Origin of the sequence: Neobacillus drentensis (assembly GCF_036966985.1) — a bacterium.
GTDB classification, from domain to species: Bacteria; Bacillota; Bacilli; order Bacillales; family Cytobacillaceae; genus Neobacillus; species Neobacillus drentensis_E.
Window position 1 is genome coordinate 268 of record NZ_JBALSN010000095.1, and the last position, 19,080, is coordinate 19,347.

19 protein-coding genes and 1 pseudogene are annotated in these 19,080 nt (G+C 43.9%); 5 read left to right on the forward strand and 15 right to left on the reverse strand.

All coding sequences use genetic code 11. The features are described 5' to 3' along the window. Positions 1 to 117 precede the first annotated feature (117 nt). The 14 genes and pseudogenes from V7659_RS06805 to fdhD all read right to left on the reverse strand — a co-directional run bounded on the left by V7659_RS06805 (position 118) and on the right by fdhD (position 12,960). Positions 118 to 492, reverse strand: coding sequence for a DUF423 domain-containing protein (locus V7659_RS06805; RefSeq protein WP_335538970.1), 375 nt, complete (start codon positions 490 to 492; stop codon positions 118 to 120). A gap of 16 nt (positions 493 to 508) precedes the next feature. Further along, positions 509 to 829, reverse strand: a complete 321-nt coding sequence (locus tag V7659_RS06810) for a YwdI family protein (RefSeq protein WP_335538972.1) — start codon at positions 827 to 829, stop codon at positions 509 to 511. 172 nt (positions 830 to 1,001) lie between these two features. Then, positions 1,002 to 2,028, reverse strand: a pseudogene (locus tag V7659_RS06815) (thiazole biosynthesis adenylyltransferase ThiF). A gap of 5 nt (positions 2,029 to 2,033) precedes the next feature. Next, positions 2,034 to 2,267, reverse strand: a complete 234-nt coding sequence (moaD, locus tag V7659_RS06820) for a molybdopterin converting factor subunit 1 (protein ID WP_335538973.1) — start codon at positions 2,265 to 2,267, stop codon at positions 2,034 to 2,036. Further along, positions 2,260 to 2,724 carry a molybdenum cofactor biosynthesis protein MoaE gene (locus tag V7659_RS06825; protein WP_026568157.1) on the reverse strand — a complete coding sequence of 155 codons (465 nt, stop codon included), beginning with the start codon at positions 2,722 to 2,724 and terminating at the stop codon, positions 2,260 to 2,262. Before V7659_RS06825 ends, moaD begins: the two co-directional genes overlap by 8 nt. Positions 2,725 to 2,729: 5 nt before the next feature. After that, positions 2,730 to 3,008: a substrate-binding domain-containing protein gene (locus tag V7659_RS06830; RefSeq protein WP_335538974.1), complete on the reverse strand. Its 279-nt coding sequence runs from the start codon at positions 3,006 to 3,008 to the stop codon at positions 2,730 to 2,732. 32 nt (positions 3,009 to 3,040) lie between these two features. Further along, the gene (locus V7659_RS06835; protein WP_335538975.1) at positions 3,041 to 4,636 is read right to left on the reverse strand and encodes a molybdopterin biosynthesis protein; all 1,596 of its coding nucleotides are present in this window, start codon (positions 4,634 to 4,636) and stop codon (positions 3,041 to 3,043) included. Positions 4,637 to 4,649: 13 nt separating this feature from the next. Next, a complete protein-coding gene (locus tag V7659_RS06840; protein WP_335538977.1) occupies positions 4,650 to 5,882 on the reverse strand; it encodes a molybdopterin molybdotransferase MoeA in 1,233 nt (410 codons plus the stop codon). Positions 5,883 to 5,899: 17 nt separating this feature from the next. After that, on the reverse strand, positions 5,900 to 6,496 hold the full coding sequence (gene mobA / locus V7659_RS06845) for a molybdenum cofactor guanylyltransferase (RefSeq protein WP_335539004.1): 597 nt from the start codon (positions 6,494 to 6,496) through the stop codon (positions 5,900 to 5,902). Positions 6,497 to 6,511: 15 nt separating this feature from the next. Beyond that, positions 6,512 to 7,534, reverse strand: coding sequence for a formate dehydrogenase accessory protein FdhE (locus V7659_RS06850; protein ID WP_335538978.1), 1,023 nt, complete (start codon positions 7,532 to 7,534; stop codon positions 6,512 to 6,514). Between the two features lie 54 nt (positions 7,535 to 7,588). Beyond that, positions 7,589 to 8,302: a formate dehydrogenase subunit gamma gene (locus tag V7659_RS06855; protein WP_335538979.1), complete on the reverse strand. Its 714-nt coding sequence runs from the start codon at positions 8,300 to 8,302 to the stop codon at positions 7,589 to 7,591. After that, positions 8,295 to 9,119, reverse strand: a complete 825-nt coding sequence (locus V7659_RS06860; protein ID WP_335538980.1) for a 4Fe-4S dicluster domain-containing protein — start codon at positions 9,117 to 9,119, stop codon at positions 8,295 to 8,297. The genes V7659_RS06855 and V7659_RS06860 overlap by 8 nt, the downstream gene beginning before the upstream one ends. Then, complete coding sequence (fdnG, locus tag V7659_RS06865) at positions 9,119 to 12,097, reverse strand: formate dehydrogenase-N subunit alpha (RefSeq protein ID WP_335539006.1); 2,979 nt, start codon at positions 12,095 to 12,097, stop codon at positions 9,119 to 9,121. Before fdnG ends, V7659_RS06860 begins: the two co-directional genes overlap by 1 nt. Positions 12,098 to 12,183: 86 nt before the next feature. Next, positions 12,184 to 12,960 (reverse strand): formate dehydrogenase accessory sulfurtransferase FdhD, encoded by a 777-nt coding sequence (fdhD, locus tag V7659_RS06870; protein ID WP_335538981.1) that lies wholly within the window; start codon positions 12,958 to 12,960, stop codon positions 12,184 to 12,186. 251 nt (positions 12,961 to 13,211) lie between these two features. Between fdhD and pdxK the strand changes: the two genes are divergently transcribed. From pdxK to bshB2, 3 genes are all read left to right on the forward strand, one after another. After that, complete coding sequence (gene pdxK, locus V7659_RS06875) at positions 13,212 to 14,057, forward strand: pyridoxine/pyridoxal/pyridoxamine kinase (RefSeq protein WP_335538983.1); 846 nt, start codon at positions 13,212 to 13,214, stop codon at positions 14,055 to 14,057. 196 nt (positions 14,058 to 14,253) lie between these two features. Then, the gene (locus tag V7659_RS06880; protein WP_335538984.1) at positions 14,254 to 14,601 is read left to right on the forward strand and encodes a YojF family protein; all 348 of its coding nucleotides are present in this window, start codon (positions 14,254 to 14,256) and stop codon (positions 14,599 to 14,601) included. A 29-nt stretch (positions 14,602 to 14,630) separates the two neighbouring features. After that, positions 14,631 to 15,302: a bacillithiol biosynthesis deacetylase BshB2 gene (gene bshB2 / locus V7659_RS06885; protein WP_335538986.1), complete on the forward strand. Its 672-nt coding sequence runs from the start codon at positions 14,631 to 14,633 to the stop codon at positions 15,300 to 15,302. A gap of 304 nt (positions 15,303 to 15,606) precedes the next feature. On the opposite strand, the gene V7659_RS06890 is transcribed toward bshB2, so the two are convergent. Next, positions 15,607 to 16,350, reverse strand: a complete 744-nt coding sequence (locus V7659_RS06890) for a Crp/Fnr family transcriptional regulator (protein ID WP_335538988.1) — start codon at positions 16,348 to 16,350, stop codon at positions 15,607 to 15,609. Between the two features lie 243 nt (positions 16,351 to 16,593). Between V7659_RS06890 and V7659_RS06895 the strand changes: the two genes are divergently transcribed. Continuing rightward, a complete protein-coding gene (locus V7659_RS06895) occupies positions 16,594 to 17,049 on the forward strand; it encodes a c-type cytochrome (protein ID WP_335538990.1) in 456 nt (151 codons plus the stop codon). A 17-nt stretch (positions 17,050 to 17,066) separates the two neighbouring features. Then, positions 17,067 to 18,932, forward strand: coding sequence for a Sec-dependent nitrous-oxide reductase (nosZ, locus tag V7659_RS06900; protein ID WP_335538991.1), 1,866 nt, complete (start codon positions 17,067 to 17,069; stop codon positions 18,930 to 18,932). The last annotated feature ends 148 nt before the right edge of the window (positions 18,933 to 19,080 follow it).

Below are 19,080 nucleotides of genomic sequence, written 5' to 3' on the forward strand. Positions count from 1 at the left end.
CCTCCCGCAGGAGTCTTCACGCCTTCCACTCCAATCAACATGGTGCCAATAATTATCATAGCCTTTTTTTGAGGGACAAAAAAGACATCGGGCGCAGACCCGATGCCTAACTTTCTATTAGAGATGTTTCACTGCTCCAACTATGATTAAGATCCAAGCGGCTAAGAAGCATACTCCTCCAATTGGTGTGATTGCTCCTAGAATGCCTATCTTTGTTAAGCTCAGTACATACAAACTTCCGCTGAAAAATATAATTCCCGCCAGCATTAACCACCCTGACCAAGTAAATTGCGGGCTGGCAGCTGCCACTTTGCCAATTAACAGGCCAACAATTAAAATCCCAATCGCGTGGAACATTTGGTAGGTAACTCCTGTTTTCCAAATTTCCAAATAATGTGCATCGAGTTTATCCTTTAATCCATGGGCACCAAATGCACCGAGCGCGACTGCGATAAAGGCATTGATGGCACCTACTATGATAAAAGCTTTCATATTATTTTCCCCCTTTTTAAAAATCAAACAATGAATCCCCGTTTGCTTCGTCTTCCATATCAAGTTTTTTGGGCTGCTGTATTGTTTGTACTTGTTGAATGCTGGGTTGATTCATCACAGGCTGTTGGTAGGCCTGGAACGAGATAGCCGGCTGAACTGCTTGCACTGGAGCGGCCGGAGCCTCACTTTTCCGTGCTGGCGTTTCATCTAGCAATAACTCACATAATGTTTTAATAGAGTAGACTTTTTCTCGCATGCTTTCTTCCTTTGTACTGCTCTTCGCTAGTTTCAATTCCTCTTCTATTTTCGCTAATAGTTTTTGGACAGATATATTCACTTGTCTAGCACCTCTAATTTCAGTCTCTTTTCTATTCTACATGAGTATCGCCTTTTTTTCGAAAAATTAGCCCGCAAGATGAGCTCACACTTCGACATGATCTTCAATGTTTCACGTGAAACAAGTCGAATGCTGAAAAAATAACCCGCACCAATGACGGTACGGGTTCAAATTATCCTAAAATCCGCTGGTAAACTGATTTGGCATGAGTCAAATCCTTGGTGCCGTGAATGAGGGCGCGGCCGTCTTGAAAAATAACCATCCGCTCTTCGCCCATTTCAACTGATACCAAATAAGGGTTGCCCTTCACCACATATCCGAGCGAGCCAAGCTGCCCAGCGAGGCGTTCTAACGAGATCTCACCAGCCGACGATGGGCGGATTTGCACAGTATCACGTCCGCACAGTATCGTCGTCTTCGTCATATTTTCCTGATCGAGATAGGGATAGGTCCGCTCCTCGCCGCATGATAAGCACCCGGCAAACTTCGCTTTCGACATCTTCAAGCTCGTGTACTGATTTCTCCATAAATCAAAGCTGACAAAGGAAGTCCTGAGTGCGTCCCAATCCTCCACCAACATCTTCAGCGCCTCCGCGGTCTGATGGGCAATGACCATTTGGACAGCTGGAGAAATAATTCCGCCAGTATCGCAGGTCATCCCCTGGAGTGGAATAGAGCGTAACAGACAATTTAAACACGGGGTTTTCCCAGGAATCATCGAAAACGTCATCCCAAAGCTGCCGACACAGGCCCCGTAAATCCACGGAACCTTGTATTTTTGCGAGACATCATTCATCGCCATCCGCGTTTCGAAATTATCAGTCGCATCCATCATCACATCAACGCCCACAACAAGCTCTTCCAACAACTCAGGGGTAGCATCCCCAATAATTGAGACCACTTCCACATCTGAGTTAATCGCACGCAAGCGTTTTTCCGCCGCGGCAGCCTTTGGAAGCTTCTCAGCGACATCTTCTTCCGTATAGAGCTGTTGGCGTTGCAGATTGCTGGCTTCCACATAATCGCGGTCNNCGGTCAATAATCGTAATCTTGCCGACACCGGCACGAGTCAGTACCTCGGCACTTCCTGATCCTAAGGCTCCTGCCCCAATAATCAGCACATGCTTGCTGCGAATCATTTCTTGTCCTTCTTTGCCAACCCCCGAAAAGAGGACCTGCCGTGAATACCGTTCGTCCATGCTGATCAGCCTCCGCTTACTGGCGGAATAAAGGCGATTTCATCCCCATCTTGAATCACTTCATCGTTCGCAGCAAACTCTTCATTGACGGCTGTCATTACCGTATCCATCTTTGGCAGATCATACTTAGCCGCTAACTCTGCTTTTAACTCCGCCACCGTTTTTCCGCCGGCATTGACAGTAAGAAACTCTTCGCCAACCGCATCACGTAAATGAGCAAAAAATAACACCTTATTCATTTAAGTCACTCTCCTCCGGCTTACCGCTTGGATAGGCAACCGTTTCGAGTTGATTTCCCATCCACGCTTCGCCTTCCTCCCAGTGTTCTTTCTTCCAGATCGGGACGATTTCTTTGATTCGTTCAATCGCATAGCGGTTGGCATCATAGGCATCGGCACGGTGTGGTGTCGAGACGGCAATGACCACGGCCACATCGGTGATGTCTAAACGGCCAACGCGGTGAGTGATGGCCACGCACGCACCCTCCCAACGCTGTTCAATTTCCTCGCCGATTTGCGCCAACTTCTTAACCGCCATTGCTTCGTACGCTTCATAAATTAAAAATAGTGTTTTTTTACCCTTGGTTAATTCCCGAACCGTGCCGATAAATGTGGTAATCGCACCGGCATTACGCTGGACAACCTTATCTATGACAGCTTGAATATCGATTGGTTCTTTTGAGATTTCGTACATCATCCTGATTACACCTCTAACCCTAAGCACTTTGGCTCTGCATTTTCAACCACTTGGTATCCGCCAATTTTTTCAACCTGCTCTTTAAAGACTGCTGATTGGATCATCCCAATAAGCAGCTGCCCGCTTTCACTTTCATAAAAGCTTCTTGTCATCAATAAATCATATTCCTCATCAGCAACAGGCAAAAAGTCAAGATCCATCGCCTTTGCGGCCGGATAAATACCAAGTCCAGCCCCATGAGCATCCCCGTTCACTTCCGCAGCCACCGCTAAATGTGAAAACATTTCCCGGTCATACCCGGTAATATCGTCTGGTGTCAGGCACCCNNCCGAGTTCCCGCTCCTTTTTGGCGGTTGACGAAGTTCGCCTTCGTACGTTCTAGGTCTGCGGCTGATTCAATTCCAAGCGGGTTGCCTTTCGGCAGGATCCAGCCTTGTTTTCTTTTTAAAAATGGATAAAGAATCACATCTTGATTGGCTAATAGTTTGCTTACATAGGAGATATTGTATTCCTTTGTACTAGGGTCAAGTAAATGAATCCCCGCTACATGGGCCTCTCCTTTTCGAATGGCCATAATGCCGGCCATACTGCCGACATGGGAGGAGACAATTTTCATGTCTGTCCGTGCCCGTTTTAACTGTGACGATAACAAATCAATCGTCAGATCATGGCTGCCGCAGAACACGATGGCATGTTTAATCTCCTCAAGCGGTCGCATTAATTCAACTTCTGCAAAATCGCCTTGTTCATAACCAATGATGTCAGGCGGGACGATTAACAAGCCGTCTGCTCTGACATAAGACATCGTAACGCCAGCCGCACGGGTGAGCGGATTGGCCACGAATTGTCCATTCACATAGCCGATATTCATGCGCACGAAGTCCTCTGCACCCATCGAAGAAACAATTCGGCGTCCTAACTTAACAGTCACGGTCTGCCTTTTAGGCTCAGGAATTTGCAGGTATTGACAGATAAGCGGTCTGACAAACCACTCAAGCGCTAAATAGGCAGAGACCGGATAGCCTGGAACTCCAACGACAATCTTGCCATTTATTTTACCTAAAATCACAGGTTTTCCTGGCCGTGCGGCGACCCCATGGGTAAAGACTTCACCGATTTCACCAATAATATGAACCGTGTAATCCTTGGAACCCGCAGATGAGCCCGCATTAATAACAATGATATCAGACGTTTCTGCTGCATCTAAAAGAACGGCTTTAATGTTTTCCGGTTCATCCTTCACAATCGGATGGAGTTTCGGTTCTCCGCCCCAATCCTTAATGAAGCCCGCAAACACGGTGCCATTGAATTCAATAATTTTTCCAGGGGCTAACTCTGAATTGGCTTCCACTAATTCATTCCCTGTTGGAATAATCGTCACGACTGGTTTTTTGGCGACAGGAATGACCGATTGCTGTCCAGCTAACAGCACACCTAAATCCGCCGGCCGCAGGATATGACCTTGTGGAAAAAGCATCTCCTCTTGAACCACATCCTCGCCGATTGGACGAATATGCTGCCAAGGGGTGGCAGGTTCAATGATTTCAATCGTTTCCTCATCAATGACATCGACATGCTCAATCATAATAACCGCGTTAAATGGTGCGGGAATGGCATTCCCAGTATCTACATAACAAAATTGTCCGCCGAGCGTGAGACGAAGGGGATTTTGCTCATGGGCTTGATAGGTGCTTTCTGCTACGACGGCAATGCCATCCATGGCACTGGCATGGTAATGGGGCATCGAAACTCGTGCAAAAATGGGTTCAGCTGTCACACGCCCTAATGCGTCCATTGTTAAGATTTCTTCCTTTTCAGGGGTTACACTTTGAGCCTCAAGAATTTCTTCTCTAGCTTGTGCTCGGGGTTTATCTTCTAAATATATTTTTCTCTTAAAGTGTGTATAATCCATTCCTAGGCCCCCCTTATCGTGATGCAATCACAGGTACAGAATCCCCCTGTGAAATTCCTTCCTTCTCTGAACTAATTTCAACAATTCCATCACTTTTTACTAGAGTTGTGATTAAGCCGGATTTACCAATAATCGGCTCAGCCCACCATTCTCCCTCTTTTTCAAACAAGCGGACACGAATATAATCGGACCGTCCCATGGAGGAAGGGATATTTTTGGTGATCTTAGCAAATATGCGCTCTGGTTTCCGTTCAATCTCCTCGCCCTTTAGCTTACGTAAAATTCGTTCGCCAAACAGCTTGAAGATAATCATCGCAGAGGCGGGATGACCTGGCAGGCCAATGACAGGTTTCCCATTTGCCATTGCTAGAATCGTAGGTTTCCCAGGCTTAATCGAGATCCCATGGACAAAAACACCAGGGTCTCCTAATGATTGGATGACTTCCGTTGTATAATCCTTTGCGCCGACCGAGCTTCCGCCGGAAAGGATTAAACAGTCCACTTGTTCATACAATTCGCTTGCCTTTTGTTGAAATTCCTGATAATCATCACGGACAATTCCGCCGTAGATGACGTCGACATTCCATTCACTGGCTAAACCGGCAATCGTCAAGTAGTTGATGTCGCGAATTTGCCCCTCAACCAGGGTTTCCGTTTGATAAGGGACAATTTCATCACCCGATGAAAGATAACCGACCTTCAATTTTCGATAAACGGTTACTGCAGCAACACCTAGAGAAGCGAGTGCTCCTAACTCCTGCGGACGAAGTTTTGTTCCCGCTGTTAAAAGTGTTTCACCCTCTTTAATGTCCTCGCCGGCACGAATGACATTTTCTCCAGGAGCAACCTGCTTGTACGTATTTAAAAGCTGGTCGACATCCTCACAATGCTCAATCATGATAACGCTGTCACTGCCAACCGGAAGCATCCCGCCCGTGGGCACATAAACCGCATTACCTGGGCCAGCCTTTGCAGTAGGAACCTCACCCATTTTCACTTCCCCTGTTACTGTCAGGAAGCCTGGCATGGATTCAGAAGAACCATACGTATCCTTCGCACGAACGGCATATCCATCCACAGTTGAACGATCAAAGCTTGGCACATTTTCCTTTGCGATCACTGGCTCCGCAAGGATATAGTGGAGCGCCTCTTCCAGCCCCCGCACCTCCGTTTGTCGGATCGCTGGAATCTTCTCCTCTATTAAGGCAAATGTCTCTTCAACTGTTTTCACTTTGAAAAATTGCATGGTTCCCTTTTTCCCCCTTATCTATCTTCCGCCCACTTTTTAGCGTCTTCATACTCATTTGGGTGATTCATATTAAAAAAGACTCGCTCTAAATCGATGCTGCTGTATGCCTGAAGGTCCTTTTCTGTTACATATAGGACATTTAAGCAATCAAGCAGATGCTTCATCCGAAGTTGTCCCGCTTCAATACTTTGTGCGGCCACGTCCGCCACCCTTTTTTGAAAGACGGCAAACAATGGATGCTGGACTCCATTAATGACAGGGATGACAGCATCATATCCGCTGCTCTTTTTTACAAGCAGTTCGGCAAGTTTGGCGGAAACAAATGGCATATCACAAGCTACGACAAAATTCATCTCATAAGGCGAAGACAGCAAGCCTGCATGTACTCCTGCTAGAGGTCCCTGACCAGGATACTGATCCTGGACCATCTTTACCCCTAAAAATTGATATTCTTCAGGATGATTGGTTACAAGAATTATATCATTAAACGATAGGTTAAGCGCATCTGCAATTCTCTCAATATTCGTTTTCTTGTTTATTTTTAGAAGGGCTTTATTGGTGCCCATCCTGCTTGATTTTCCACCAGATAAAATAATCGCGGCAGCCTTCATCAACCCTTCACCCTCTTAATTTATATCTTTTTCCTCGCCCACTGCTTGATAGCCATTGTTCTGTGCCACATAATCCAAATGGATCGAGTTCAGATCCAGTAAGGCGGCCGATGGCTTTTCAATATATTGGCGCGTATCAATAATTTTAATATAGCCCTTACAATCTTCGCAAACTTGAATTTGTGATACAGCATCGCGTTCAATGGTCAGGAACTTCATGTTTTTATGGTCTTCATTACCGCAATGCGCGCATTCTAAGCGTTTCGCATTCCAATGGACAAGGCAGCGCGGGCAATGAATCATTTTTTTGCCATTCTCTTCAATTGTGGCTAAACGGACAGGTTCGCCACAAACCGGGCAGCCAGCCCCTGGGATGGCATGGGTGATATCGGGTTGAATTATTTCGGCAGCCTTTTGTAAATAGGGACGGAGCGCTGTTTCTGTAAGAAAATGGGGAATCCATTCTTCAAAGCCGTTTTCTTCAGCAAAATCGACAAAATATTGATGGTTGAATGAAAAAGCCTCTTCAATCCAACGGATCATTGTATCTTCTGTTAGCAGACTGCTGATACCTGCAAGCTTTGTCTCAAGTTCAGGGTCATAGTTTATTAATATGGAATTTATTTCCTCTATACACTGTATGAATAGGGAAATTTCAAAATCAATAGTCGTTAATGCGGCAGCAGGCACTCCTGCAGCCATAGCAGCTTTATCAAGGGTTGGTTTAATTGTTTCCGGATTAATCTGCCGCTTCCATTTATCTTGAAGTAAAACTATTTCCTTTTGCAGATCCTGATATTCAGTTGAAACAACGGACTTTATCATAGATGGTGCACCTCTTTCAGTTAGTAAAGAAATGGCTGTCCTTTTTGCGACAGCCATTCCTTTTTTATCAAAATAGTTCGAAACTTGGCTGTTGACTTCCGCTCCAGGCGCGAGCGGTTCGCGGGCGGTCCGGTGAGCCTCCTCGGCGCTTTGCGCCTGCGGGGTCTCCCCTGCCCCGTCCTCCCGCAGGAGTCTTCGCGCCTTCCGCTCCAATCAACAGGTGCCAAAATAAATATTAAGCTCACATCTCATATAAAATTCAGACGTTTAAGCGCCTTTATTCTTCTTATGCTTTGGATCGTCTAGGTTAGGGAAGTTGCCTTTTTTGACTTCTTCGTCGTACCAGTCTGGATAGTGCTCTTTTGCCCACCAAGCTGGAACTTCACCGGAGACGACACCGGTATAGCCAGGACGTGAGTTTTTGTGAACAACACTTAGGTACACGTGTCCGACAATAACCGCAATCGCTAAGCCAAAGCCGACATTATGCAGAAAGTATCCCCATTGGACGACAGCTCGCGGGAAGAACTGCGGGAACCACATGAGGAAGCCAGAACCGATAATTAAAATCGCTGTGAAGATTTGAATAAGCGAGTTGATTTTTTCACCGGCATTAAAGAATGATTGTCTAATATGTTTAAAATTAAAGCCGAATAGCTCTTTCACAAATTCAGTAAAGAATTGTAGGTCGCGTTTTTTCCACGTCACGAGCTCTTTTGTCCAAAGTTTAAAGCCTTTAAAGTCAAAGATAACCCAAATAAATGTTGGAGTCATGAATGTTACCGCAAAGATGCGGTGAAGCAAACGGGCATTGGCAGGACCACCAAGAATTGGGTAGAGCCAGTCAAAGAACTCCGTGTACATCGGCAGTGCAGTAATGTACAGAGCAAAGAAGGAAATAGCGTTAACACCATGCGCCCAAACAAATGCCTTTGAAAAACGGCGTACTTTTACATTAGCCTTCGGATGCTTTTTACTCATGGCTGCCACCTCCATCTTCGTCGTGATTACTTCTTTTACTAAGAATGCTGTTTGTGATAAAAGCACCAACAACCGCCATTGTTGTCGCCCCAATCATTGCTTTTCCGATTGGCTGTGCATAGTCTTTCCAAAGTACAGCTGAAGTTGGTACCTTAGGTGCTTCTGGAAGTCCATAGACGCTTGGTTTTTCAGCCAGCACATAAATCGTATGCGTACCGCCCACACCTTGCGGATTATAAATATTAGCATTCGGGAAACGATCTTTAATTTGAGCTAACCGTTTTTGTGCTTTTGCAAGCATTTCGTCTTTTTTACCAAACTGCATTGCATCGGTGTGACAGGTTGTTACACAGGCGGGCTGTAATCCTTCTTCTAGACGGTCTGTACACATCGTGCATTTTTGTGACTTCCTGTATTCTTTGCCATTTTTATCTTTGTACGTTTTTAGAGAAATGACTTCAAACGGGCAGTTTTCGACGCAATAGCCGCAGCCTACGCACTTATCCTGATCAATGACAACAGAGCCAAATTTAGAATAACTGATAGCATTTTCCGGACAAACCTTTTCACATGCTGCTTCCTTACAATGCATACATGAGGAATGGCGGAAAAGGTATTCCAAATCACCTTTGCCATTTTCATGTTCTATATACTGAAGCACATTCCATGTATCGGCACTTGTTTTAGGATGGGACTGAACACTTCCTTGGAAATCCGTTACTTCGGCAGGAAGGTCGTTCCAGTTTTTACAGGCTACCATACACGCCTTACAGCCATCACATTTGGTTACGTCAACATATTTTACAAATTCAGCCATTAGTCAGCCCTCCTTATGTCACAAAGGAATGCTTTATATTCTGGAATCATTGTGTTGGCATCTCCAATATGTGGAGTCAGGCGGTTTGCAATATCTCCTTTGGCATATCCTTTAAATCCAAAATTCCAAGGCATCCCTAGTTGATGCACTTTTTTGTCTCTAACGGTAAATGGTTTATAGCGTTTTGTCACCATGGCATAGGCTGTGATTTCACCGCGTGCGGAAGTAACGATCACTTTGTCTTTATTTTTAATGCCTTTTTCCTTTGCCAGCTCTTCACTTATTTCAACAAACATATAGCGTGCAATTTCAGAAAGCCACTCTTGGTTACGAGTCATTGAACCTGACTGCCAGTGTGCTTCGACACGGTACGTGGTCGCAACAATCGGGAAATCAGCTTTGAAGCCCTTTTTATTAAAGGCGCCATCATTAATGACCACAGCTGGGTTCAATTCTACCGATGAGAACGCATTTGGTACTGGGCTTTCAAATGGCTCATAGTGTTCAGGAAATGGACCATCATTCATCGTTGGGGCAAACAATAACCCGACGCCATCTTTATTCATCATGAAGGCGCCCTTACCGCCTGGTTCGCTTGGGGAAAGAATCGCTTTAAAGTCAGGAACATCGTTACCAACCCAAGACTTCGCAACTGCATCCCACCAAACAACGGCTTTTTCCTTGCTCCATGGCTTACCGCTTGGATCGGCAGAGGCACGGTTGTAAAGAATCCGGCGGTTCATCGGCCAAGCAAATGACCAGTTCAGGAAGTTGGCATTGCCTGTATCTTTATTATCACGGCGCTTGGATAGATTTTTCCCCTCTTCCGGATAGAAGCCTGAATAGATCCAGTTTCCGCTTGAAGTGGATCCGTCATCTAATAAGGCACCAAAACCTGGAAGAAGCTTACCCGTTTTTAGGTCATATCCGTTAATTTCTTTTGCGATTAAATCAAGATCTGGTGCCGCGCCTGTTCCATAGTTCCACGTAAGTGCTAAGAATGGTTGATCCTCAGGTTTTGGACTATTTGCATATAGCTTTTTAAGTTTTAGCGCCAGTTCATGGACAATATCAAGGTCTGGTCGTGCTTCGCCTCTTGAATCAATGGCTTTCCAACGATATTGCATCCAGCGGGAGCTGTTTGAAATACTTCCTTCTTTTTCAAAAGAAGCAGATGCCGGCAGCAGGAATACCTCTGTGTTAATCTTCGACGGGTCACTGCCCGCTTCTTTTTTCCAGAAGGCGGCTGTTTCAGTTTCCCAAAGGTCAACCGCGACGAGCCATTTCAAGTTGCCGAGTGCCTCTTTTTCCTTCCCTGCATTTGGTCCCCCGACCACTGGGTTTGTTCCCCAAAGGAAAGCACCCTCTAGTTCATTGTTGTACATCGCTTTGAATAAGTTAATGTGCGAGTAGTTTTTGTTACCTTTTGGTAAGAAGTGATAACCGAACTCGTTATTCTTTGTTGCGCTATTGCCGTACCAAGCTTTCAATAAGCTGACAAGGAATTTTGGTTTGTTGCTCCAGAAACCGGTTGGAGGGGTTTCTTTTGCCAAATAGCCTGCCAAGTTAACATGCTCTGGTACAGTTGCTTTTGGAACGCCAAGGTATCCTGTGAGGTTATCCCATAATAAACCAAAGTCCGTTGAACCTTGTACGTTGGATTCCCCGCGCATCGCATTGATTCCGCCACCTGGTAAGCCTATGTTACCTAGAAGCATCTGAATGATCGCGAAAGCACGAACGTTCTGGGAACCTACTGTGTGCTGAGTTGTACCCATGGCGTAAAGAATTGTTCCTGATTTGCCCACCTTACCTGTTTCACAGAAGGCCCTATACACTTTTACTAAATCTTTTTTAGGTGTACCTGTCACTCCAGATACGGTATCCACATCATAACGTGAATAGTGATTCTTCATTAACTGGAAGACAGTGCGTGGATTTTGTAAGGATGGATCTTTTTTCGGCGTTCCATCTTCATTTGTTGCAATGGTCCATTTTGTTTTATCATACGTACGTTTGGCTTCGTCATATCCTGAGAAAAGGCCATCATTGAAATCAAAGCCTTCTGCCACAATAAAGGAAGCATTTGTATAGTTAATAACATAATCTTTGTGGAAAAGATTGTTATCGATTGCATATTTAATCATACCGCCCATGAAGGCAATATCTGTCCCAGAACGCAGCGGAGCATAAATATCGGATACCGCAGAGGTACGAGTATAGCGCGGGTCGACGCTAATAATTTTTCCGCCGCTTTCTTTCGCTTTTGTCAGCCATCTAAAGCTGATTGGATGATTTTCGGCAGGATTTGCGCCCATGATAAGTGCACAATCCGTATGTTGTAAGTCGTTCCAATGATTTGTCATTGCGCCACGACCAAATGAAGGTGCCAGACCGGCAACCGTAGAACTATGTCATATTCGTGCCTGGTGCTCTAAGTAGGTGACACCAAGCCCTCTCATTAATTTGGACACTAAATAGGTTTCTTCATTATCAAGTGCCGCGCCGCCAAGGCTGACAATTTTTTCGGTTTTATTTACGATCCATCCATCTTCTTTTACCACGAATGAACTGTCACGGGTATCTTTTGCACGCTTAGCAATGGTGTCAAGCATCCATTCCCAACTTTTTTCTTCCCACTTATTGCTGCCAGGGGCACGATAAAGTGGTTTGGTCATCCGTTTTTCAGAGGTGTAAAGCTGTCTCAAAGTTGTTCCTTTGCTGCAAAGTTTTCCTTCGTTAATTGGGTTATCCGGATCCCCCTCCGTATAAACCACGGTATTATTTTTGGTGTGAACGAGGATCCCGCATCCTACACCGCAAAAGCAGCAAATGGTTGGTGTTACAGTAGCTTTGGCAATTTTAAAGTCCTTTGATTTCGCATAGACTTTGTTCTCGTTAAAGCCTAATTCAACAACCGCTAATGTGGCAGCAGTCGCGCCTGACAGCTTTAAAAATTGCCGACGATTCAGGTTCAATTCAACCATCATCATTCTCCTTCCCAAAATTGTTTAGAATATCCCTATTTCTCTCTATTGTTTACCTGTTGTCATTGACTGTGTTGTTAATTCCCCCCTTCAATGCTTCTCATATCATCTAACTCACTTGTGATATCGTTAATGACTCTGCCTGCTGTGGTATAAATCGTAGCCATCTTCCCCCGTAAATAGCCAACCACCTCAAGATTTAAGTATTTAGCCAGCTGTACAGCCTGCTTTGTGGCCGCCGTACGCGAACCAACAACAGGAAAGCCAAACTTTGCGGCTTTGGAGAGCATTTCATATGAAACCCTGCCAGTTGTTAGTAACATTAACCGCTCGGGCTCCAAGTGATTTTTGATAGCGTAACCAATTATTTTATCGACGGCATTGTGTCTGCCTATATCCTCACGAATGGTGATACTGCCGTCTTCATCGACAATACAAGCACCATGCATACCGCCGGTTTCAAGATATAATTCTGATCTTAGGGCGAATTCACTTCGCTTTTTTAACAGAAAGCTTAATTGATAGCTAACTTTTGAGGTTACTTTCGTAAAATTCTTCACATCTGTCATCGAAAAAAACGTGACCCCACGGCCGCAGCCTGCTGTATAATGTTTCTTTTTTGAAAAGAACTGCTCCTCGTCAAAATTTGTACAGAGCTTCACATTAATCGTGCTTAGTTCCTCATTGATTTCAATTGAATCAATTTCATTTGCATCCTGAATGAATCCTTCAGAAAACAAATATCCATATGTCCAATCGTCTAGGTTGTATTTGGTTAGTTGAAAAACAGCGATTTCGTAACCGTTAATCAGCAAGGAGATAGGATATTCATCAGGGCAACCTTTACGGTTCATTGCTCTCCCTCCTCATCAGGAATTTCATGTTTTCTTACATTTTTACTATTATCGTACTTCCGCATCCGTTAATCGAAAGTAACAAATGTCACTAGAAATGAGTGCAAATAGGACTAAGGATGTATTTGTCATTGGATTGTCAACTATTGACTCAAACTGACCATATGCATCGATTATTTAGTGACCCTGTTAAATTTTAAAAATTGTTCTATAATAACTAAGAGCAGAAATTAAAGGAGGAGTACGTACATATGACAATCAAAAAAGTAATGACGATCGCTGGTTCTGATACAAGCGGCGGCGCGGGCCTGCAAGCAGACTTAAAGACTTTTCAGGAACTTGGCGTTTATGGAATGACGGCAGTGACATCTATCGTGACAATGGACCCAAAAAACCATTGGCACCATAGCGTATTCCCAATTGCTGTTGATACGCTTGAGACTCAGCTTGAAACCATTCTTTCAGTTGGGATCGATGCGATGAAAACCGGTATGCTTGGCACTGTTGAAATTATTGAATTAGCGGCTCGAAAAATTGATGAAAACAAACTTGAACGTGTGGTTATTGACCCTGTTATGGTTTGTAAAGGCGAAGACGAGGTCTTAAATCCGGAAACCACCGATGCAATGCGTGAGTTTCTACTACCACGTGCCTTAGTAGTGACACCTAATTTATTTGAAGCGGGACAGCTGGCTGGCATGAAGACACCGCGTACTGTTGCAGAAATGAAGGAAGCGGCCGAAAAGATTCACGAACAAGGGGCAAAATTCGTGTTAATTAAAGGTGGCAGCAAGCTAGAATCAGAAGAAAAAGCTGTCGACCTGCTATATGATGGAAAAGAATTTATGCTTTATGAGTCTGAAAAATTTGGAACGACCTACACGCATGGGGCAGGCTGTACCTACGCATCAGCTATTACAGCGGAATTAGCAAAAGGAAAATCCGTTTATGATGCCATCGATGTGGCAAAAGAATTTATCACAGCAGCCATCCAGCAAGGTTTCCGTCTAAACGAATACGTTGGACCAACCTGGCATGGGGCTTACCGCAGTGGAAAGAAAGCTGTAACCGAGTACTGCGAGGATTGTGTGGAATAAAGAATAATGAAGAAGAGCCGATTAATTAATCGACTCTTCTTTTTTGAGGTCATTTTTGGTGTCATTTTTGGTGTCATTTTTGGTGTCAGGCACCAGTTTCGCATTTTTTACCTAATTTTAGTATGATAGTTACATTATTAACTAAAATAGACATTAGACATTATCACAATTAAATGAAGGGAAAGGAGGTTATATTTTGGAACCTATTGATGTAAAAGGTGCACAAGCTGCCATTAACAGCTTTGCTAATAAAGATGTCTACATTCACCTTGAAACGACCAACGGTGCCTATGCTTCACATAATGATCAATCTTTCTTTTCAGCAGGTGCATTCATTCGCAATGCCCTTGTCCGTTATGAATTAGGAAAAATAACAGGGAATGGCCCGTTTCGGGTTGGGTTGAAGATCCAGCTTGGCTGGATTTACGCAGAAGGGATCACTCATTACGAAATTGATGAGGACAATCATCTCTTATTAGCCGGTCACGACCATGATGGAAAGCTAGCGGTTGCCTTGGAAATTTCCAGCACCCCTTTTGAATAAGACTGCAAGGCCCGAAAGGAGAATGATTTATGGAAAAAGAACGCCAAGTATTGGTCGTCTTCCCTCACCCTGATGATGAGGCATTTGGGGTGTCAGGCACCATTGCCACCCATGTGCAGAACGGAACTCCTGTCACCTATGCCTGTTTAACGTTAGGTGAAATGGGACGCAACATGGGAAATCCCCCGTTTACCAATCGTGAAAATCTGCCGAAGATTAGAAAAGAAGAATTGAAGGAAGCGGCACGGGTGTTAGGCATTCAAGACCTGCGTATGCTCGGATTCCGTGATAAAACGATTGAATTTGAAGATGAAGAGAAACTTGCCAATCAAATGTTAACCTTGATTGAGGAAGTTAATCCTTCTCTTATTATTACGTTTTATCCAGGCTACTCGGTCCACCCTGACCATGATGCCACTGGTGCGGCGGTTATTCGTGCCGTTGGAAAAATGAGCCCAGCCGCACGGCCAACCTTACACTGTGTAGCATTCTCGAATAATTGTGTTGATGAGCTCGGGGAACCAGATATTCTAAATGACATTAGCCCTGTTGCCAAAACAAAAATGGCAGCCATCCAGGCGCACCGTTCGCAAACCGAGCAAATGTTTATGGGGATGGAAGAGAAGTTAAAAAACCAAGACCCGCAAGTAATGAAGTGGATTAATAATGAACGGTTTTGGACCTATAAATTTGATAAGTAATCAAAAGCCCCTCATAGTGAAGGGCTTTTTCCTTTTTAGTGGAACGTTTATAGTTTTTATAAATACACTGGCTTGCCGGTTTCATAGGTTTTTTAGTTATAACGGGAACCATAGGGACCGAATAATGACCGTTCTTCCATTTTTTCAGGCTTAACGGGAACCATAGAGACCGTATGATGACCGTTCCCCCATTTTTTTAGGCTCAACGCGAACCATAGGGACCGTATGATGACCGTTGCCTCATTTTTCCAGGCTCAACGGGAACCATAGCATTCCTATTATGATCGTTCCAACGAATTGTTTATTAATATTCCCGATGCAGCAACGTGCACAGTGTACACCAATCCTGAATAATAATCTTCCGTGATTTCATTTCGATGATTCCATCTTTTTTTAACTTCGAGAAAACGCGACTGACACTTTCCCTTGTTGTTCCGACCACGGTGGCAAATTCCTGAATGGTCAAGGGAATCTCGATATCCCATCTGTTCTGGCCATTATTAAATTTATTTCCGAGTCGTTCTAGTGTCTTGACTGTCTTCGCATACACATCGAGCAGGGCAACGTCTCGTAATTGTGAGGTCATTTCCCGGAGCGCATCACTCATATAACTGATCACTTGAATCGATAGTTCTGGATGGCTGAATAGATCCCGCTCAAGTTCCAATTTATCTAAAAATAAGATTTTTCCATCCTGAAGCATAGTCGCAGTTGCCGGGTAGTATTCTGTCCTTTTTGTAAACAAACAGGCCTCTGCAAACACATCCCCTTGTTGCTTTACACAGACAATAATTTCATTGCCCTGTTCATCCTGCTTCGTAAGCTTCACTGCACCAGAATGAACGAAATAAACCCCCTTGGCCACTTCCGCTTCGGAAATGATCCTTTCCCCTTTTTTCAACTCGATCGTATGAATTCTCTTTTCAATAATCGCTAGCGACTTCTCCGATAAATCCTTAAAGATGACAATTTTTCGAAGTAAATCCGTTTGGACAACCTGTTGATAAATTGCTAGATTTGGATCTTTTAAACAATCGACTTGAATCATCCTTTTCACCACCCTTTTTAAAAATCCTCTATGGATTAAACACTTACCTTTTATTGTAAAGAACATCGTCACTTGATGTAGTGACGAATTTCACAAAACGTTCATTTTTTCAAATCGTATAATACAAAGCCCTTTCACAAAACGTTCAAATCCTACAAAAAAAGTGTGCGGCAGGTCACATTTTTCTCAAATGGAAGCGTTTAGGATGAAGGTGTTCATTTGATAAATAAAGGAGGGAAAAAGATGAATAAAGCCATTATTAGTTTTGTTATTTGTACATTACTTGGCTTTGGATTAGGCTACTTAGTGTTTGGCGTGATCATGGGGGATTCCAAAAAACAGCCTCAAGTGGCACAAACAGAAACGACAGAAAAGACAGAAACAGCTGCTGCAAAAGAAGAAACAACGACCGATTCAAAAGAGGCAACGACAGTTTCTGCCAATGAGGATAACATCCTTAACAAGAAAGGCTGCCTTGGCTGCCACAGTGTTGAATCTTTAAATATTACCGGTGGAGCAGTCGGACCAGACCTTTCCCAAGCGTTTGCAAACGTAGAAGGCAAGCATGGCAAGCCGATTGAAGAATTCTTAAAAGCACCTACTTCTGCAGTCATGTCAGGCGTGATTGGCAAAAATCCGTTATCCGATGAAGAACGTAAGCAAGTATTAGACCTACTGAAACAAGCTTCTGAAAAATAAAAAAGGTGGTGTATATAATGAAAAAATGGATTCCGATTGCATCGGGTCTCTTCGCCGGGTTTGTCGCAGCTACGATTTCGTTTGCTGATTTCTCAGCTAAGACAAGTACCGAAGCAGCGTCAACCACAAAGAGTGATGCCGAGAAGGTATATGTCCCATTCGGCCAAAAAGATGATTATTATCTATTTGCTTCCGGCGGCCACTCCGGTCAAATGTTTATTTATGGAGTTCCATCCATGCGACATATTCGAACGGTTCCGGTCTTCTCGCAGGATTCGGCTACAGGGTATGGCTTTGATGAACACTCGAAGAAATTAATGGGCGGTTATACATGGGGCGACCTTCATCACCCGGCCTTCTCTGAAACAAATGGTGACTATGACGGTAAATACATGTTTGCGACCGATGTTGGTAACAGCCGTGCGGCAGCGATGGACTTAAAAACGTTCACCGTAAAAGATATCATTAACGTTCCAAATACAAGCGGACCACACTGTGCGGCCTTCGTTACTGAAAATACCGAGTATATGTTCCTGCCGACTCGCTTCGCTGTTCCGCTACAACACAAGTACGAATCACTTGATGATTACAGTACAAAATACCGCGGCGTAATGTCTGCTGTTACGTTTGATGAAAAAAAACAAAAGCTAAATATTGGTTACCAAGTCGCCCTGCCACCATGGTCTTATGACCTTTCTGATGCGGGTAAAAAAGAATCAGCCGATTGGGCGGTTATGACGACTTATAATACCGAAGAATCAACTACTAATCTTGAAATTAATGCTTCACAAGCCGACCGTGACTATATTGTTCTTTTCAACTGGAAAGAGCTTGAGAAAATGGTCAAGGAAGGCAAGTACGAAAATGTAGGCGGTCAGAAAATGATTTTCCCTGAAAAGCAAAAAGGCGGCATTTATTTAATTCCAGTCGCTAAATCACCACATGGTGTCGACGTTACACCAGACGGCAAGCACTTTATCGCTTCTGGAAAACTAGCACCAACCATGACTGTCTTCTCTTTTGAAAAGGCGTTTAAAGCTGTCGCAAACAAAGACTTCGCTGGTGAACGGAATGGTATTCCAGTCCTTAATTACAAATCTGTAATGGAAAGAGAAGTTAACCCTGAAAATGCCTTAGGACCATTGCACACTCAATTTGATGACAAAGGCATGGCCTATACAACAATGTTCATTTCTTCGGAAATAGTGAAATGGGATCCAAAGACAGGTGAAACATTAGATCGTGTCCCTGTTCAATATTCTCCAGGACACTCTGTTGCCGCAGAAGGTGACACGGTTGCACCAGACGGAAAATATATCATTGCATTAAATAAGATTTCGAAAGACAGCTATTTATCCGTTGGACCTTCTCATCCTGAATCCATGCAGTTAATTGATATCAGCGGAAAGATGAAGGTCATCCAATCTGCACCAGTTAACCCAGAACCACACTATGCCCAAATGATTAAAGCGGATAAAATCAAAACAATTGAAGTCTATCCGAAGGACACAAAGAATAAAGAGGCTGTTTACAAGCAGAGCGATACAAAAATCGTTCGCAATGGTAACAAAGTTGATGTATATGGTATCGCGATGCGTTCAAAATTCATCTTTGATGCCAAAGCAAAACGTCCTGATGTAATCGAAGTAAATGAAGGGGATCACGTTACGATTCATCTGACAAATATTGATTTCGATGAGGATATTACCCACGGATTTGCCATCAACAGCTATAACTTAAACATGGAAGTTCAGCCAGGACAAACCAACACGATGGAATTTGTCGCTAATAAAGCAGGAACCTACCCACTTTATTGCACAAACTTCTGTTCTGCGCTACACCAAGAAATGACCGGTTACTTCCTTGTAAAACCAAAACAGTAATTCAGCAATATGTTGGTGATGGGTATCAATGAAAAAGATTGATACCCTTCTCCGTTTATAAGTCTTATTATCAATAAAATCTAGTTGCAGCGCCTAGCCCCTCGAGATTATAAGTCAATCCCTTCAAGAAGGCAAAAAACACCTTCTT

Coding starts and splice junctions, on each gene's coding strand:
- pdxK (WP_335538983.1), top strand. CDS start 13,212: ATGACAATCAAAAAAGTAATGACGATCGCTGGTTCTGATACAAGCGGC.
- V7659_RS06855 (WP_335538979.1), bottom strand. CDS start 8,302: ATGAGTAAAAAGCATCCGAAGGCTAATGTAAAAGTACGCCGTTTTTCA.
- V7659_RS06825 (WP_026568157.1), bottom strand. CDS start 2,724: ATGATGTACGAAATCTCAAAAGAACCAATCGATATTCAAGCTGTCATA.
- nosZ (WP_335538991.1), top strand. CDS start 17,067: ATGAAAAAATGGATTCCGATTGCATCGGGTCTCTTCGCCGGGTTTGTC.
- V7659_RS06840 (WP_335538977.1), bottom strand. CDS start 5,882: ATGCAATTTTTCAAAGTGAAAACAGTTGAAGAGACATTTGCCTTAATA.
- V7659_RS06895 (WP_335538990.1), top strand. CDS start 16,594: ATGAATAAAGCCATTATTAGTTTTGTTATTTGTACATTACTTGGCTTT.
- bshB2 (WP_335538986.1), top strand. CDS start 14,631: ATGGAAAAAGAACGCCAAGTATTGGTCGTCTTCCCTCACCCTGATGAT.
- V7659_RS06860 (WP_335538980.1), bottom strand. CDS start 9,119: ATGGCTGAATTTGTAAAATATGTTGACGTAACCAAATGTGATGGCTGT.
- fdhD (WP_335538981.1), bottom strand. CDS start 12,960: ATGAACCGTAAAGGTTGCCCTGATGAATATCCTATCTCCTTGCTGATT.
- V7659_RS06830 (WP_335538974.1), bottom strand. CDS start 3,008: ATGTTTTCACATTTAGCGGTGGCTGCGGAAGTGAACGGGGATGCTCAT.
- mobA (WP_335539004.1), bottom strand. CDS start 6,496: ATGAAGGCTGCCGCGATTATTTTATCTGGTGGAAAATCAAGCAGGATG.
- V7659_RS06890 (WP_335538988.1), bottom strand. CDS start 16,350: ATGATTCAAGTCGATTGTTTAAAAGATCCAAATCTAGCAATTTATCAA.
- V7659_RS06805 (WP_335538970.1), bottom strand. CDS start 492: ATGAAAGCTTTTATCATAGTAGGTGCCATCAATGCCTTTATCGCAGTC.
- moaD (WP_335538973.1), bottom strand. CDS start 2,267: ATGAATAAGGTGTTATTTTTTGCTCATTTACGTGATGCGGTTGGCGAA.